At 65.9% G+C, this 15,671-nt stretch carries 13 protein-coding genes; 7 read left to right on the top strand and 6 right to left on the bottom strand.

The genetic code is table 11. The annotated features are described in order from the left end of the window. The 6 genes from IB255_RS19870 to IB255_RS19845 all read left to right on the top strand — a co-directional run bounded on the left by IB255_RS19870 (position 1) and on the right by IB255_RS19845 (position 5,878). Complete coding sequence (locus IB255_RS19870) at positions 1 to 1,188, top strand: lipid-transfer protein (protein WP_081518239.1); 1,188 nt, start codon at positions 1 to 3, stop codon at positions 1,186 to 1,188. A 10-nt stretch (positions 1,189 to 1,198) separates the two neighbouring features. Continuing rightward, complete coding sequence (locus tag IB255_RS19865; RefSeq protein ID WP_192210742.1) at positions 1,199 to 1,639, top strand: MaoC family dehydratase N-terminal domain-containing protein; 441 nt, start codon at positions 1,199 to 1,201, stop codon at positions 1,637 to 1,639. 11 nt (positions 1,640 to 1,650) lie between these two features. After that, a complete protein-coding gene (locus tag IB255_RS19860) occupies positions 1,651 to 2,070 on the top strand; it encodes a MaoC family dehydratase (RefSeq protein ID WP_081518237.1) in 420 nt (139 codons plus the stop codon). Positions 2,071 to 2,109: 39 nt separating this feature from the next. Then, positions 2,110 to 2,940: an SDR family NAD(P)-dependent oxidoreductase gene (locus IB255_RS19855; protein WP_192210741.1), complete on the top strand. Its 831-nt coding sequence runs from the start codon at positions 2,110 to 2,112 to the stop codon at positions 2,938 to 2,940. A 14-nt stretch (positions 2,941 to 2,954) separates the two neighbouring features. Then, positions 2,955 to 4,106 (top strand): acyl-CoA dehydrogenase family protein, encoded by a 1,152-nt coding sequence (locus IB255_RS19850; RefSeq protein ID WP_192210740.1) that lies wholly within the window; start codon positions 2,955 to 2,957, stop codon positions 4,104 to 4,106. A gap of 161 nt (positions 4,107 to 4,267) precedes the next feature. Further along, positions 4,268 to 5,878 carry an acyl-CoA synthetase gene (locus IB255_RS19845; RefSeq protein ID WP_263866026.1) on the top strand — a complete coding sequence of 537 codons (1,611 nt, stop codon included), beginning with the start codon at positions 4,268 to 4,270 and terminating at the stop codon, positions 5,876 to 5,878. Between the two features lie 58 nt (positions 5,879 to 5,936). On the opposite strand, the gene IB255_RS19840 is transcribed toward IB255_RS19845, so the two are convergent. From IB255_RS19840 to IB255_RS19825, 4 genes are read right to left on the bottom strand one after another with little or no spacing between them, the layout of a single operon-like run. After that, the gene (locus IB255_RS19840; protein ID WP_192210738.1) at positions 5,937 to 6,533 is read right to left on the bottom strand and encodes a GNAT family N-acetyltransferase; all 597 of its coding nucleotides are present in this window, start codon (positions 6,531 to 6,533) and stop codon (positions 5,937 to 5,939) included. Beyond that, on the bottom strand, positions 6,530 to 7,597 hold the full coding sequence (locus IB255_RS19835; protein ID WP_225594931.1) for an alpha/beta fold hydrolase: 1,068 nt from the start codon (positions 7,595 to 7,597) through the stop codon (positions 6,530 to 6,532). The genes IB255_RS19840 and IB255_RS19835 overlap by 4 nt, the downstream gene beginning before the upstream one ends. Positions 7,598 to 7,600: 3 nt before the next feature. Further along, the gene (locus tag IB255_RS19830; RefSeq protein ID WP_192210737.1) at positions 7,601 to 8,014 is read right to left on the bottom strand and encodes a hypothetical protein; all 414 of its coding nucleotides are present in this window, start codon (positions 8,012 to 8,014) and stop codon (positions 7,601 to 7,603) included. Positions 8,015 to 8,031: 17 nt separating this feature from the next. Next, on the bottom strand, positions 8,032 to 9,294 hold the full coding sequence (locus tag IB255_RS19825; RefSeq protein ID WP_168190509.1) for an alpha/beta hydrolase: 1,263 nt from the start codon (positions 9,292 to 9,294) through the stop codon (positions 8,032 to 8,034). A gap of 338 nt (positions 9,295 to 9,632) precedes the next feature. Between IB255_RS19825 and IB255_RS19820 the strand changes: the two genes are divergently transcribed. Further along, positions 9,633 to 12,275, top strand: coding sequence for a LuxR C-terminal-related transcriptional regulator (locus IB255_RS19820; RefSeq protein ID WP_192210736.1), 2,643 nt, complete (start codon positions 9,633 to 9,635; stop codon positions 12,273 to 12,275). A 39-nt stretch (positions 12,276 to 12,314) separates the two neighbouring features. On the opposite strand, the gene IB255_RS19815 is transcribed toward IB255_RS19820, so the two are convergent. Continuing rightward, positions 12,315 to 13,499 carry an acetyl-CoA C-acyltransferase gene (locus IB255_RS19815; protein WP_192210735.1) on the bottom strand — a complete coding sequence of 395 codons (1,185 nt, stop codon included), beginning with the start codon at positions 13,497 to 13,499 and terminating at the stop codon, positions 12,315 to 12,317. Between the two features lie 46 nt (positions 13,500 to 13,545). Then, positions 13,546 to 15,657: a 3-hydroxyacyl-CoA dehydrogenase NAD-binding domain-containing protein gene (locus IB255_RS19810; RefSeq protein WP_192210734.1), complete on the bottom strand. Its 2,112-nt coding sequence runs from the start codon at positions 15,655 to 15,657 to the stop codon at positions 13,546 to 13,548. Positions 15,658 to 15,671: the final 14 nt, after the last annotated feature.

The raw sequence follows: 15,671 nt of genomic DNA, 5'->3' as shown, positions 1-15,671 counted from the left end.
ATGTCGCAGAAAACCTATGTAGCCGGGGTGGGCATGATCCCCTTCGCCAAACCCGGCGCCAGCGGCTCCTACATCGAGATGGGCGCCGAAGCCGTGCGTCTCGCGCTGAAGGATGCCGGCTTGAGCCTGGACCAGGTGCAACAGGCCTACGCCGGTTACGTCTACGGCGATTCCACCTGCGGCCAGTCGGCTCTGTACGAGGTCGGCATGACAGGTATCCCCGTCATCAACGTCAACAACAACTGCTCCAGTGGCTCCACCGCGCTCTACCTGGCTCGCCAGGCGGTGGAGAGTGGCATGGTCGATTGCGCCCTGGCATTCGGTTTCGAACAGATGCAACCCGGCGCGCTGAAGAACCACTGGACCGATCGCCCGATCACCACCGGCAAGGGCTTCGAGGCCGCCGCCAGGGTATTCCCCGAGGGGGTCGGCATGCCGGGCGCGCTGATGTTCTTCGGTGGCGCCGGGAAGGAGCACATGGAGAAGTACGGCACCCGCATGGAAACCTTCGCGGCTATCCGTGCCAAGGCCAGCCGGCATGCCGCGAACAATCCGATGTCGGTGTTCCGCAAGGTGGTCACCACCGAAGACGTGATGGCCGACCAGGTGGTCTGGGAAGGCGTGATGACGCGCCTGATGGCCTGCCCGCCGACCTGTGGCGGCGCCGCGGCGATCCTGGTCTCCGAGCGTTTCGCGCGCAAGCACGGGTTGCGCACCGACGTGACCATCCTGGCCCAGGCGATGGCCACCGACAAACCCGAAGCCTTCGATCCGCCGTCGATGATCAACATCGTCGGTGTCGGCATGACCCATGACGCCGCCTACGAGGTTTACGAGAAGGCCGGTGTGGGGCCGGAAGACATCCGTGTCTGCGAACTCCACGACTGCTTCGCCCACAACGAGCTGCTGACCTACGAGGGCCTCGGATTCTGCAAGGTGGGTGAGGGCGAGAAGTTCGTCATGGACGGCGATAACACCTACGGCGGCCAGGTGGTGATCAACCCGTCCGGCGGTCTCCTGTCCAAGGGCCATCCGCTGGGCGCCACCGGCCTCGCACAGTGCTACGAGCTGACCCATCAGCTGCGCGGCACCGCCGACAAGCGCCAGGTGCAGGGCCTGCAGCATGCGTTGCAGCACAACCTCGGCCTGGGCGGCGCTGGCGTCGTCACCCTGTACGGGCGTGGCTGAGGAGGCGGACATGGCAGACAAATCCCTGATCGGTCGCTCCACCGGGGTGACCTCCAGCGAGGTGGAGAAAGGCCGCCTGCGCTTCTTTGCCAAGGCGATCGGTGAGACCGATCCGGTCTATTTCGATGACGAGGCCGCACGAGCCGCCGGCTACCCGACTATCCCGGTGCCGCCATCGTTCCTCATGTGCCTGGAAAGCGAAGGCCGCAACGCCCAGTCCATCGTCGAAGACATCCTGGGCTTCGACCTCGGCCGCATCCTGCATGCCGAGCAGGAGTTCGACTACCACCGCATGGCCTTCGCCGGCGATGTGCTGACCTTCGATACGCGCATCGTCGATGTCTACGAGAAGAAGGGCGGGGCGCTGCAGTTCGTGGTCCAGGAAACCCGTGTCACCAACCAGGATGGCGATCACGTGGCCGACATCCGTTCCTCCCTCGTGCAGCGATGAGGTAGCCGCCCATGAACATTCCTCTCTACAGCGACGTGCAGGTCGGCGACACGCTACCGTTGCTCAAGCTGCGCCCGATCAACCGCACCATGCTGGCGCTCTACGCCGGCGCCTCGGGCGATCACAACCAGATCCACATCGACATCGACTTCGCCCGCAAGGCTCGCCAGCCCGACGTGTTCGCCCACGGCATGCTGTCGGTCGCCTACCTCGGCCGCCTGCTCACCCACTGGGTGCCGCAGCCGCAACTGCGCCGGCTGGCGGTGCGCTTTGTCGGCATCACCCAGCTGGGCCACATCCCGCACCTCAGCGGGCGGGTGGCGGAAAAGTTCGAGCAGCACGGCGAGAAGCGCGTGCGCCTGGAGATCCAGTGCGCCAACCAGTACGGCGAGCCCAAGGTCATCGGCGAAGCCGTCGTGGCGCTGGCCTGAGTTCCCATCCGACCCATTTCACTGCAGGAATAGAACGACATGCACAAGCTTGAAGGAAAAGTGGCGCTGGTGACCGGCTCCGGTCGTGGCATCGGCCGCAGCGTGGCGCTGAAACTGGCCTCCGAAGGCGCGCGGGTGGTGATCAACGATCTGGATGCAGGGCCGGCCGAAGAGGTGGTGGCGGAAATCCGCGCCGCCGGTGGCGACGCCGTGGCCTGCATCGGCAGCGTCACCGCGGTGGACTTCGCCGATCGCTTCGTCAAGACCGCCCTGGAGAGCTTCGGCGGCATCGATATCATCGTCAACAACGCCGGTTACACCTGGGACAACGTGATCCAGAAAATGACCGACGAGCAGTGGTACGCCATCATCGACTGCCACCTGACCGCGCCGTTCCGCATCCTGCGCGCGGCCCAGCCGCACATCAGCGCCATGGCCAAGAAGGAAATCGCCGAAGGCAAGGCTGTCTACCGCAAGGTGGTCAACATCTCCTCCGTTGCCGCCGCCGGCAGCGCCGGCCAGGCCAACTATTCCACGGCCAAGGCCGGCATCCTGGGCATGACCAAGACCCTGTCCCGGGAGTGGGGGCGCTACAACGTCAACGTCAATGCGGTTGCCTTCGGCCACATCGAAACCCGCATGACCCAGGCGCTGGCCGGCGAGAACAGCAAGACGGTCACCATCGAGGGCCGCGAGATCAAGGTCGGCATCCAGGCCGCGGCGATCGAAGCGGGCAAGCAGATGTGTCCGCTGGGTCGGCCGGGTACTCCGGATGAAGCGGCAGGCGCGGTGTACCTGTTCTGCCTGCCCGAAGCCAACTACGTCTCGGGCCAGGTGCTGGTCTGCGGCGGCGGCCTCGGCACGGTCTGACGGAGGGTATCGAGATGAGACTGGAAAACTACCGTTCCCCCTGGATGGACGCCGACCTGGATGCCTTCCGCGACAGCGTCCGTCGTTTCATCCGCGAGCAACTGCTGCCCCACGAAGACAAGTGGCGCGAACAGCATCGCTCCGACCGCGAAGCCTGGAGGGCCTGTGGCGAGATGGGCATGATCCTGCCGGACATGCCGTCCGAGTATGGCGGCGTCGACGGCTCGCCGGCCTACTACGCGGTGGTCATGGAGGAGCTGAACTACGCCGGTTCGGTGAGCATCGCCCTGGGCATCAACCACATCGTCGGGCACTACATCCTCGCCAGCGGCACCGAGGAGCAGAAGCGCCAGTGGCTGCCGGGCATCGCTTCCGGGGAGATCATCACCTCCATCGCCATGACCGAGCCGGGCACCGGTTCCGACCTGCAGGGCGTACGTACCCGCGCGGTGAAGAAGGGCGACAAGTACGTCATCAGCGGCTCGAAGACCTTCATCAGCAACGGCCAGAACAGCGATATGGTGGTGGTGATCGCCAAGACCGACACCGAGGCCAAGGGCTCCAAGGGCATTTCGCTGTTCATCGTCGACACCCGGACGCCGGGCTTCATCCGTGGCCAGTGCCTGGACAAGGTCGGCCTGCCGGGACAGGACACCTCGGAGATGTTCTTCGACGAATGCGAAGTGCCGGCCAGCTGCCTGCTGGGTGGCGTCGAGGGCAAGGGTTTCTATCAGCTGATGCAGCAACTGCCCTATGAGCGTGCAGAGATCGCTATCGCGGCGGCGGCGGCCATGGAGCGCGCCTTTACCCTGACCGTCGACTACACCCGCGAGCGCAAGGCCTTCGGCAAGTCGATCCTGGAGTTCCAGAACACCCGCTTCCAGCTGGCCGAGATCAAGGCCATCGTCATGGCCTCACGGACCTTCTGCGACCTGATCGTACAGCGCTGGGTGGACGGCACCCTGGATACCACCATGGCCTCGATGGGCAAGTTCTGGCTGACCGATCGCCAGTGCGAGGTGGTGGACCGCTGCCTGCAGTTCTTCGGCGGTTTCGGCTACATGAACGAATACCCGATTGCGCGGATGTTCTCGGATTCGCGGGTGGCGCGCATCTACGGAGGTGCCAACGAAATTCAGCGCGAGCTGGTCGGCCGTTCGCTGTAAGGCGCGGGCCTGGCGACGAAAGAACGGTGGCGTCTGCATGACGCCACCGTTCAGTGCATTTCAAGGGCGGGAAGGGTGAAAGCCAGTACCCGGTCTCGCTTCCTTGCCTATCCGACGGAGCGCACGCCACTGGCGCGCAAGGAAGGGCAGCCAGTGCCATCCTGCGACACGCGCTCCCTACAAGAACAAGACAGGAGAACGACATGTACATCACCCAGGGCTTGCATCGTCACCTGCAGCAGCGCCCAGACGCGACTGCCGTCCGCTACCAGGGCCGCAGCGTCACCTTCCTCGAATTGCACGAGCGCATTGCTCGCCTGGCCGGGGCGCTGCGCAAACTCGGCATGGGCAGCGGCGATTGCGTCGCGATGCTGTCTCGCAACTCGCAGCGTTACATCGAGTACGTGTTCGGCGTGCCGTGGGGCGGCGGTGTCCTGAACCCGGTGAATACCCGCTGGAGTCCCGCGGAAATCCTCTACTCGCTGGACGACTCCGAATCGACCCTGCTGATCGTCGACGACGCCTTCGTAGAGGTCGGCCGGACGGTCGCCGAGCGCGCCGGCAGCGTCCGTGCGGTGATCTATGCCGGCGACGGCGAAACCCCGCCCGGCATGTTGTCCTACGAGGGGCTGCTGGCAAGCGCGGCCCCGGTGGAAGACGTTCGCCGAGGTGGTGATGCATTGCTCGGGATCTTCTACACCGGCGGTACCACCGGTTTCCCCAAGGGCGTGATGATCAGCCACAACAACCTGGCTTTCGCCAGCTACGCCGCCATGTCAAAGGACTTCTACCGCCAGGATACGGTGTTCCTGCATGCCATGCCGATGTTCCACCTGGCCGACTTCTCCGCGATGTACGGGCTGATGGTCACCGGCGGCGTCCACGCCCCTTTGCCGGCCTTCAGTGGTGAGGCGGCGGTGCGCACGATCCTCGAGGAGGGCGTCACCGATGTGATGCTCGCGCCGACCATGATCCAGATGATGCTCGATGCCCGTGATGCCAACCCCGAGCTGGCACAGGTCCCGCTGGAGCAGATTCGCCATGTGATCTACGGGGCTTCGCCAATCTCCCCGGCGTTGCTCGACCGTGCCTGCCCGGCGTTCCCGAAGGCGGGGTTCTACCAGGGCTACGGCATGACCGAGCTGACCACCGGCGGCACCATGCTCGATGCCGAGTACCACTGCACCGAGCATCAGGCCAGCGGCAAGATGTATTCCGCCGGGCGGCCGGTGGCGTGTGCTGAGGTACGCATCATCGATGACGAGGGTAATGAGGTGCCCAAAGGAAGGGTCGGCGAGATCATCGTCCGCGGCCCGCAGGTGATGCTGGGTTACTGGAAGAAGCCGGAGGCGACTGCCGAAGCGCTGCGCAACGGCTGGATGCACACCGGCGATGGCGGTTACATGGATGGCGAAGGCTTCGTCTACATCGTCGACCGCCTCAAGGACATGATCGTCAGCGGTGGCGAGAACGTTTATTCCGCGGAGGTCGAGAATGCCATCGCCAGCCACCCCGGCGTTGCCCAGTGCGCCGTCATCGGCATTCCCTCGGACAAGTGGGGCGAAAGCGTGCACGCCATCGTCATCCTCAAGCCCGGTGCAGAGGTGTTGACCGAGCACGTCATCGAGCACTGCCGGAAGCGGATCGCGGGTTACAAGTGCCCGCGCAGCGTTGAGTTCCGCAGTGGCCTGCCGTTGTCCAGCGTCGGCAAGGTGTTGAAGAACGAATTGCGCAAACCCTTCTGGGAAAAGCATTCGCGCAATATCGCCTGACCCGGCTGGGTGAAACACAGAAGAAAAGGGGCAGCCAGGCTGCCCCTTCACTTTTGCGTCAGTCGCTGATGGCGGTGGCCATGCCCTTGCCACTGGCGCGGGCGGCGAGCTCTTTCACCTCCAGGCTCAGCAGGGCGAGGTCGTAGGTACGGCCATCGTGATCCTTGACGTGGTTGCGCAGCACCGACTCGGGCTGGAAGCCCAGCCCTTCGAAGGTGGTAATGGCGGCGCTCTGGTCGACGGTCATCTGCACCGTCAGCTTCTCCAGCCCCTGGCTGAGCGCCAGGTTGACGCATTCCTTGATCAGCACCCGGCCAAGACCGCGCCCCCGCCACGCTGGGGCTACAAGGATGCGTAGATCGCCGACATGGGGCGACCAGGAGCAGCTGTCGACGACCACGGCGGTGCAGCCAACCAGTTGGCCATTGGCGTAGGCCACCAGGCTGCTGACGGACTTGCCCAGCGCCTCCAGCCAGGCCTTGATGACCTTGGGATGGCTGATGTTGCGGCGCACGAACAGCAGGTCATGGACCGGAAGTTCCGCCATGAACTGGTTGAGCGCGGGGCCGTCTTCGGCGGTCATCAGGCGGAACTCGACCGCTGTGCCGTTGAGCTCGAGGCGACGGGGATAGTGACGCGAAGCGGACTTTTTCATATGGAGCGTTTTCCCAACCAGAGGTCCAGTGATGGCCACATGCGCTTGATGGCCGACGGCCCGGCGACCAGGCTGACGTGCCCGCCGGGAATGATCATTTCCTCCTTGTCCGTGGAGCTGACCATGCGCATCAGTGGCTCTGCGCTGGCCGGTGGTACCAGGGTGTCGTGCTCGGCCAGGACGTGCAGCAGCGGAACCCTGATCGCCCCCAACCGTACCGGTCGTCCGCCAATACGCAGGGTGCCCTCCACCAGGCCGTTCTTCCACACCAGTTCCTGGGTGATCTGTCGGTAGTAGTGACCTGCCAGGGGCAGCGCGTCGGCTCCCCAGCCGGTCATCATGCGATAGCCCTTGACGTAGTCTTCGTTCCAGAGGTTGTCCCACAGGCGCAGCCGGCCAGCCATGCGTCCGGCCGGGCGGAGGAGGTCGAAGGCGTCCTGGATCATCTTGGCCGGGATGATTGGCAGACGTTCGACCAGTTCGTCGATGTCGAAGCTGTCCGGGTCGGCCAGGGCCTTGGCCCAGCCGATGCGGGACCAGTCGATGGGCGTGGTGAAGCACACCAGGTTCTTCAGTGGCCCGCTCGGATGCAGCGCCGCGTAGATGCACGCGAGGATGCCCGCCATGCAGTAGCCGATCAGGGTGACGTCCTGCACCCCGGCATCCTGCTGCACGCGGCGCATGCAGTCCGGCAGGAAGTCGAGTACGTAGTTCTCGATCTTCAGGTGCTGCTCGGCCAGGGTCGGCGGGTTCCAGTCGATGACGTAGACGTCGTAACCGCGGTGCAGGAGAAACTCGATGAGGCTCTGGCCCTTGGTCAGGTCGAACAGGTAGGCGCGGTTGGTCGTGGCCATCACCAGCAGGATCGGCACGCGGTACACCTCGTCCGCGGTGGGCTGGTAGTGGTACAGGCTGAGGGTGCCGCGACGGTGCAGCAGACGCTTGGGCGTTTCCCCCACGGCCGGGCCGGGGGAGCTCAGGTAGTCCAGGGCGTTGCGGCGGCGTTGCAGCATCCGCCGGGCTTCGGTGATCAGGCGTTCCTTGACGGTCTGCTGGAAGGGCATGGCTCAGGGCTCCTTCCGTGGTTTGGCGGTGGGGCGCTTGGCCCGTTGCCGAGCTTTTGCCAGGGCTTCGCCGGGCTCCATCTGCAGCGGCCTGCGGCTGCGCGGCGGGCGTGGAGCCAGCGCCTGGGGCGCGAGGTCCGGGAGCAACTGGTCGAGCTTGTCCTCGATCCGACGCACGGCGTCGGCCAGGTTCTGTACCTCCTGGCGGCTGGGCAGATCCAGGCGTTCCAGCAGGCGGGCGACGGAACGCTCCGCCAGGTAGCGCGCACCAGACGAGACGCGGGTGCAGGAGGACACCCGCTGGGCGAACTCCGGCGTTTCCATCTTGCGGGCGGCGAGACCGTTGATGCCGGATTCGAGCTTGTTCAACGCCTCTCGGCATAACTGCAATGGGTCGGGTAAGCGTGAAGCGGTCATACAGGGTGCTCCTGTGTTCAGCTCTCGGCGGGGTAGGTTTGTACGGCCAGGTGCGCCGCCTCGTCCTGCAGAACGTGGCGCAACGGGCGGCTGGCGATCGTGTAGGGACGCAAGGCCCAGCGGGTGACGCGGGCCAGGCGTGGGTTGGCGCGGGTCAGCAGCGCATCGCGCCAGCCGTCGGTGGCGTTCCACAGGCTCAGGGTCGTGGAGCGGCCTTCGCCGAACAGGCTGCGATCGGACGTCGGGTCGGCCATCTCCAGGGTGATGTCGGGGTGCTCGCCAGCGAAGGCCTGGACCAGGGCCGAAGCGATGCGCCGCAGGGCGTCGGCGGCGCCACCGTTGATGGCATCGAAGTTGAGGAAGCCATGGAACTGTCCGGGGTAGTGCAGCAGTTGCACCGGCACCTTGGCCTTGCGCAGCCGCGAGGTGTAGTCCAGGCCGTCGTCACGGATCGGATCGAAGCCGGCGCTGACCACGACGGCGGGCGTCAAGCCACTCAGGTTCCTTTCGCGCCGAGGCGATAGCCAGGGAGAACCCAGATCCAGATGGCTGACGGCGCCGGCGACGGTGCGCTGGATGTGGCCGAGCATGTCGGCGGTGATCATGTAGCCGTCGACGTTCTCGCGCAGGGACGGGAAGGATTCTTCCAGTTCGGTAGCGGGATAGACCAGCACCTGCAGTGCCAGCTCAAGCTCCCGTCGCCGGGCTTCCTGGGCCATCACAGCCGCGAGGTTGCCGCCGGCCGATTCGCCGCCAATGGCCAGGCGGGACGCATCGATGCCCAGTTCCTCGGCATGTTCGATGACCCAGTCCAGGCCGGCCAGGCAATCCTCGCGGCTGGCGTCCAGACCATGTTCCGGGGCCAGCCGGTAGCTGAGCGCGACAGTGATGCAATCCGCCTCCAGGGCGATGTTGCGGCAGATCGAGTCCGCCGTGTCGAGGCCGCCGACCATGAAGCCGCCGCCGTGCACCCAGAGGAAGGCCGGGCGCGGAATATCGTCTTCGCGGGGTTTGTAGACCCGCACCAGGAGCTGGCCGCCGGGGCCTTCGAAATGGTGCTGGTGAACGCTGGGCAGCTCCGGCCGATGGCTCAGGGCCAGGGCGGTCAGGCGCCAGAGCTCGCGGATGTCTTCCAGGGAATAGGCATCGAAGGGTTTGATCCGGGTGGCCAGATTCAGCATGCGCAGGAAGGCGCTGGCGTCACGGTCCGGCTGGTCCGCGCGCCAGATGATTGGCAGGCCGTCGCCAGTCGGGCGGGGCAGGGGGGTACGGTGGGGCACGACAGGACTCCTTGTGGTGTCGAGAACAGCCGCCATGCTAGGTAACCGACCGGCTGGTGCGCCCCCCTCCTGTGGAACGGGACGGACGCGCGGCCCACTCCCTTCCCGGCTGGCAAGCGTCGATGATGCGCGGCATGTCGCTTCAGCCCACCCCGCTCGAATGGAGTGGGGTGGGCGATCGGTCGGGATGGTTGAATCGACGGGTGGCCCGATCCGCCAGCGGTTGGTCGGGGTGTGCGCGCCGTCGTATGGACAGCCTGCCCGCCATTGCTCACGATGCCTGGCACGGCCGCAGGCCCCGGACTTCCCATCCAGCAGATGACGGCGACCCTCCCACCATGCTCAGCACCAAGTTCGCGCCACCGCGCATCAGCAGTCACTGCATTCCTCGCGAGCATCTGCTTGAACGCTTGCAGGAAGCCGGTCACAGCCGGCTGTTCCTGGTCACCGGCGGTGCGGGATTCGGCAAGACCACTCTGCTCGCGCAGTGGCGCCAGGCTCTGCTGAAGGAGGGCGCCGCCGTGGTGTGGCTGACCCTGTCAGCCGACGACAACAGCCTCGAGGCTTTCCACGCCAACCTGGTCGGATCGCTGCGTCAGGCCGGGGTGCTCGATGATACCGAGGTCTCTCCGGCCAGCGTGCTGGACGAAGGCGCGCAGCTGATTCCGGCCCTGCTGATCAACCAGCTGGCGCGCATCGGCGACGAGCTGTACCTGATTGTCGATGACTTTCATCTGGCCACTGACGCGCGCATCGCCCGACTTATCCAGGCGTTGCTGGACAGCGCGCCGCACAACCTGCACTTGGTGCTGTCCACCCGCCAGGCGGCGGAACTGCAACTGGGCCGGTGCCGCGCACGGGGCGATCTGTGCGAGCTCGACTGCGCGGAGCTGACCTTCGATTTCCGCGAGTCACATGCCTTTTTGCGCGCCAACCTGGACCCCACCATCAACGTCGATGCCGCTCATGCGCTGCACGAGCAGACCAACGGCTGGCCGATCGGTCTGCAGTTGCTGTCGATTTCCCTGAAGGCCAATCCGCGTCGACGTTTGCCCACTACATCGGGCAGCGCCGAACTGGGTGCCTATCTGGTAGAGGACGTGCTGGCGGACCTGCCAGTGGGAATGCTGGAGTTCCTGCAGAAGCTGTCCATCCTGCGGCGCATCAACGTCGAAGTTGCCGAGTTCGTGACCGGAGCCGCCGATGCCGAGGACATGCTGCGCGGTATCGAGGCGCGCAACCTGTTCCTGTTGCCGGTGGATGTTCCTGGTGAGCATCACTGGTTCCGTCTGCACCCGATGTTCGTCGAGTTCCTCACCCTGCGCCTGGACCGCACCGCTATCGACCAGCGCGTGCTGCACCGTCGCGCCGCCGAGTGGTTCGAAGCTGCCGGACTGGTCAGCGAGGCGATGAGTCATGCCCTGTTGACGTGCGATTTCGACTATGTGGTGGAACTGCTGGGCCGCGTGCCGCCTCCGCTGAACAACATCACCCAGCTCAACCAGTTCATGCACTGGCTGGAGCGCGTGCCGCAGGATTCCCTGCTCAATCACCCGGACCTGTTCCTGCTCGGCATCTGGGCCTGCGTGCTGACCCTGCGTATCGAAAAGGCCCAAGTCTGGGTCACCGCTCTTGGGCGGACCGAATACGGACAGCGGTGGTCGGTGCAACTGGACCTGATCCGTGCGGCGCTGGCCCTGCAGCGAGACGACCCGGAAGAAAGCCTGAGCCTGCTCACCCCGCTGGCCAGCACCGCGCTGGAGAATGCGTTCCTCGAGCAGGTTCGCTACAGCGTCTACGTCAACGGGTTGGCCTCTGCGGGGCGCTATACCGAGGCGCGGCGCTTTGGCCATTCGACGCTGGCGCGGGCTGTGCGCCAGAGCCAGGACGAAATGGCCTTCATCGCCATGACGTCCTCGATCATGGTGTCGCTCTACGAAGGCAACATGCTGGAGGCCGAGCGTACTGGAGCCCGACTGCTGCTCGAGGCGGAGATGGTGCACGGGCGCCGATCGGTGAGCGCCTGCAGTCTGGCGGCCCAGGTCGCCCCGGTGTTCTACGAGTTGGGTCGTCTCGATGACGCCCGCGAGGCGCTGGCCAACCGCCTGGATGTGCTGCGGCTTTCCGCGCCGCAGTACATGATCAACCTGGCCCGCTGCCACGGTCGTCTGCAATGGCTGCAGGAGGGGCCGCGGCAGGCGCTGGCCTACTTCAAGCAGAAGGAAGAGGACTTCCGCACCCTTGGCTACGAGCGCGGTGTCGCGCACATGCTGGCGGAGCAGATTCGCATCGCGCTGGCAGGTGGTGACTGGCGTTTCGCCGAAACGCTGCAGGTCAATCTTGATGACCTGCGTCGCGACCAGCGCCAGCCGGGGCCGCACCAGGCGGAAGTCGCCGTGCTTGGCGTATGGTCCACGGCGCGGGTCGCCATGGCTCGCCGCCAGCCGGAGATGGCCTTGCGCGTCCTGGACGAGGCCGACCACCTGGCCGCCGACTACAGCCGAGGGCTGTGGCGCGTGCAGACCGAACTGCTGCGCGCCCTGGCGCTGGCCCAGTCGCTGCGCGAGGAGGAGTCACGGGAGTGCCTGCGCGCGGCATTGGCCATGGGATATCGTCTGGGGTTGCAGCGCACCTTCATCGATGAAGGAGAGCCGTTGCGCGGGCTGCTGGCGAGGTTGGGGGCGAGCGGTGATACCGAGCTGGACGGTTATCTCGCCGGCCTGTCGGGAGAGTCTGCCGAGGCGCAGGTGCAGCTGGCGACGGAGAGTGCGGCGGTCAGCCGGGTCGATTCGCTGCTGACCAAGCGCGAGCGGGAGATCCTCGGATTGCTGGAGCAGTCCATGTCGAACAAGCGCATCGCGCTGACCCTCAATCTCAGCCTGCAGACGGTGAAGTGGAACCTGCGCAACATTTTCTCGAAGCTCGAGGTGTCGAGCCGGTATGACGCGATCCTGGCGGCGCGCAAGCAGGATCGCGGTTGACTGCCCGCAGCGGCACTGCCGCCGCTGCGGGCAACTCCATCAGAGCACTTCGAACAGCCCGGCGGCACCCATGCCGCCGCCGACGCACATGCTCACCACGACATAGCGTACGCCCCGGCGTTTACCTTCCAGCAGCGCGTGGCCGACCATTCGCGCCCCGCTCATGCCGTAAGGGTGGCCGATGGCGATGGCGCCACCATTGACGTTCAGTTTCTCGTTGTCGATGCCCAGCTTGTCGCGGCAGTAGAGCACCTGGCAGGCGAAGGCCTCGTTGATTTCCCAGAGGCCGATGTCGTCCACCGTCAGGCCGTGCCGCTTGAGTAACCTGGGGATCGCCAGCACGGGGCCGACTCCCATCTCCTCGGGCTCCAGGCCGGCAACGGCGATGCCACGGTAAAGCCCCAGTGGCTGCAGGTTGCGCTGCTCGGCGAGGCGCGCATCCATCAGCACGCAGGCGCTGGCGCCGTCGGACAGCTGGCTGGCATTGCCGGCGGTGATGCACCCGTCTTCGAGCACCGGCTTCAGGCGGGCCAGGTCGTCCAGGGTGGTCTGTGGGCGGTTGCCTTCGTCCAGGCTGAGGCTGACCTGTTCGTGGGTTATCAGTCCGGTGTGCTTGTCGGTGACCGATTTGCGCACTGACACCGGGACTATCTCCGCGTTGAACAAACCAGCCTGCTGCGCCCGCGCGGTGCGCTGCTGCGATTGCAGGGCGTAGGCATCCTGCGCCTCGCGGCTGATGCCGTAGCGCTTGGCGACCAGTTCGGCGGTCTGCAGCATCGGCATGTAGGCGTGGGGGACGTTGGCCAGCACCTGGGCGTCGTGGAACTCGCCGACCCAGTCCATATGGCGGTTCTGCACCAGGCTGATGTGCTCCTGCCCGGCACCAAGGGTGACCTGCATGCCATCCACCACGATCTGCTTGGCGGCAGTGGCGATGGCCATCAGCCCGGAGGCGCACTGCCGGTCCAGGGTCTGGCCGCTGACCGACACCGGCAGGCCGGAGGCCAGCACGCTCATGCGGCCGAGGTTCCAGCCGGCGGTGCCGGCGGGCATGCCGGTGCCCATCACCAGATCCTCGAGTTCCGCCGCCTCGATCCCGGCGCGCTGCACGGCGGCGCGGATGGCGAAGGAGGCCATGCTCGGCGAGGTGGTGTCGTTGAAGGCGCCACGAAACGCCTTGCCGATGGGCGTGCGGGCGGTGGAGAGAATGACGGCGTCGTTCATTGCGGTTCCTTGTCGGTTGAGGCCGCCCCATGGGCGGCCGCGAAGGTCAGAGCTTTTCGATGCGGGTCTTGCCGGCGGCGACCAGTCGCTCCAGCAGTGGGGCGGGCTGGAACCACATCCGGCCGTAATCGCCGAGGGTGTCGCGGTAGTGGCGGATGCCTTCGAGAACAGGTTTCAGGCCCAACTGTTCGGCGTAGTGCATCGGGCCGCCGAGCCAGGCCGGGAAGCCGTAGCCGTTGATCCATACCAGGTCGATGTCGCCGGCGCGCAGGGCGATGCCTTCGTCGAGCAACTGGATGCCTTCGTTGATCAGCATGAACAGGCAACGGTCGTGGATTTCCTGCTCGCCGATGGCGCGACGCGGGACGTGCAGCTCGCCCGCGAGTTTTTCGGCGATGGCAATGACCTCCGGGTCATCCTGGCGCTGGCGTCCTTCATAGAGATAGAACCCACGCGCGGTCTTCTGACCGAAGCGACCCAGCGCGTAAAGCGCGTCGCCCAGCTTGTAGTAGCTCGGGTCATGGGCGAACACTGCGCGGTTGGCGTCGCGCACCAGGAAGTTCACGTCGACGCCGGCGAGGTCGGTCATCGACAGCACGCCCATGTTCAGGCCAAGGCCGGTCAGCACACCGTCGACCCGGGCCGGCGTCGCGCCTTCGAGCACCAGGCGATGGGCCTCGCGGTTGTAGGGTTCGAGCATGCGATTGCCAATGAAGCCGAAGCAGATGCGCGAGACCACGGCGACCTTGCCGATACGCCGAGCCAGCTTGAGCACGGTGGCGAGTACGTCCGGCGCGGTGGCGCTGCCACGCACCACCTCCAGAAGGCGCATGACGTTGGCCGGGCTGAAGAAGTGCGTGCCGACCACGTCCTGCGGACGGCGGGTCACGCCGGCAATCTGGTCGACGTCCAGGCTGGAGGTGTTGCTGGCAAGGATGGCGCCGGGTTTGCAGACCTCGTCGAGGGTGCGGAATACCTGCTGCTTGATCTCCATCTTCTCGAACACCGCTTCGATCACCAGGTCGGCGTCGGCGATGTCGGCGTATTCCAGCGTGCCCCGCAGCAGCTGCATGCGCTGCTCCAGTTGCGTCGCGTCCAGCTTGCCGCGTTGCACACTGATCTCGTAGTTCTTGCGGATGTTCGCCAGGCCGCGTTCCAGCGCTTCGGCCTTCTGTTCCAGGAGAATGACCGGGATGCCGGCGTTGACGAAGTTCATGGCGATGCCGCCGCCCATGGTGCCGGCGCCGATGACGGCGACCGTGCTTACCGGGCGCAGCGGGATGGACGCTTCGATGCCGGGAATCCTTGCGGCCTCGCGTTCGGCGAAGAACACGTGGCGCAGCGCGGTGGACTGTGCGGAGGCTTCGGCCTGCTTGAACAGGGTCTCTTCGCGCTTGAGACCGTCATCAAGCGGCAGGAGGCATGCCGCTTCCACGGCGGCCAGAACCAGGCGTGGCGCCAGGCGGTCCTTCCAGCGGGCCTCATGGCTTGCCAGGTAGGCCGGGAAGAAGTCGGTGGTCAGGTCGGCACCCGGTCTGGCGAAGCGCGGCGCTGGCTGCGCAGGCGAGTGCTCCGCCAGCAGGTCTGCGGCGAAGCTTCGACAGGCCGCAAGCAGTGTCGCGGGCTCGGCGACGACGCGGTCCACCAGTCCCAGCTGCAGCGAGCGTGCGGTGCCGATGGGCTGGCCGGAGATCATCAGGTCCAGTGCCGCTTCCACACCGATAAGGCGCGGCAGGCGCTGGGTGCCGCCGGCGCCGGGGAGCAGGCCGAGGTTGATTTCAGGCAGGCCAAGGCGGGCATCGCGGCTGGCGATGCGGTAGCCGCAGGCCAGCGCCAGTTCCAGGCCACCGCCCAGGGCGGTACCGGAGATGGCTGCGATAATCGGCTTTTTCAGCTGGGTCACGCACTGCAGCACGTCGGGCAGGGAAGGGGGCGCGAAGGAGGCCTCGCTGCCGAACTCGTTGATATCTGCGCCGGCACTGAACAGGCCGGCAGCACCCTGCAGGATGATGGCGTGCACGGCAGCGTCGCTGCCTGCCTGCTGCAGTGCTGCAAGCAGCGCGGCGCGCAGCGGTTGGCCGAGAGCATTGACCGGAGGGCGGGACAGCGAGAGAAGGGCGATGCCGGCTTCTACTTGGTAGCTGACGAGTGGGTTCATGATGACTCCGCTTG

This window comes from Pseudomonas sp. PDM22 (genome assembly GCF_014851965.1).
Lineage (GTDB): Bacteria > Pseudomonadota > Gammaproteobacteria > Pseudomonadales > Pseudomonadaceae > Pseudomonas.
The sequence above is the reverse complement of the archived record's forward strand: the minus strand, read 5'-3'. Positions and strand labels throughout refer to the sequence as shown.

Excerpts from the sequence above, each read along its gene's own strand:
- IB255_RS19870 (WP_081518239.1), top strand. The coding sequence starts at position 1 with ATGTCGCAGAAAACCTATGTAGCCGGGGTGGGCATGATCCCCTTCGCC.
- IB255_RS19865 (WP_192210742.1), top strand. The coding sequence starts at position 1,199 with ATGGCAGACAAATCCCTGATCGGTCGCTCCACCGGGGTGACCTCCAGC.
- IB255_RS19860 (WP_081518237.1), top strand. The coding sequence starts at position 1,651 with ATGAACATTCCTCTCTACAGCGACGTGCAGGTCGGCGACACGCTACCG.
- IB255_RS19855 (WP_192210741.1), top strand. The coding sequence starts at position 2,110 with ATGCACAAGCTTGAAGGAAAAGTGGCGCTGGTGACCGGCTCCGGTCGT.
- IB255_RS19850 (WP_192210740.1), top strand. The coding sequence starts at position 2,955 with ATGAGACTGGAAAACTACCGTTCCCCCTGGATGGACGCCGACCTGGAT.
- IB255_RS19840 (WP_192210738.1), bottom strand. The coding sequence starts at position 6,533 with ATGAAAAAGTCCGCTTCGCGTCACTATCCCCGTCGCCTCGAGCTCAAC.
- IB255_RS19835 (WP_225594931.1), bottom strand. The coding sequence starts at position 7,597 with ATGCCCTTCCAGCAGACCGTCAAGGAACGCCTGATCACCGAAGCCCGG.
- IB255_RS19830 (WP_192210737.1), bottom strand. The coding sequence starts at position 8,014 with ATGACCGCTTCACGCTTACCCGACCCATTGCAGTTATGCCGAGAGGCG.
- IB255_RS19820 (WP_192210736.1), top strand. The coding sequence starts at position 9,633 with ATGCTCAGCACCAAGTTCGCGCCACCGCGCATCAGCAGTCACTGCATT.
- IB255_RS19815 (WP_192210735.1), bottom strand. The coding sequence starts at position 13,499 with ATGAACGACGCCGTCATTCTCTCCACCGCCCGCACGCCCATCGGCAAG.
- IB255_RS19810 (WP_192210734.1), bottom strand. The coding sequence starts at position 15,657 with ATGAACCCACTCGTCAGCTACCAAGTAGAAGCCGGCATCGCCCTTCTC.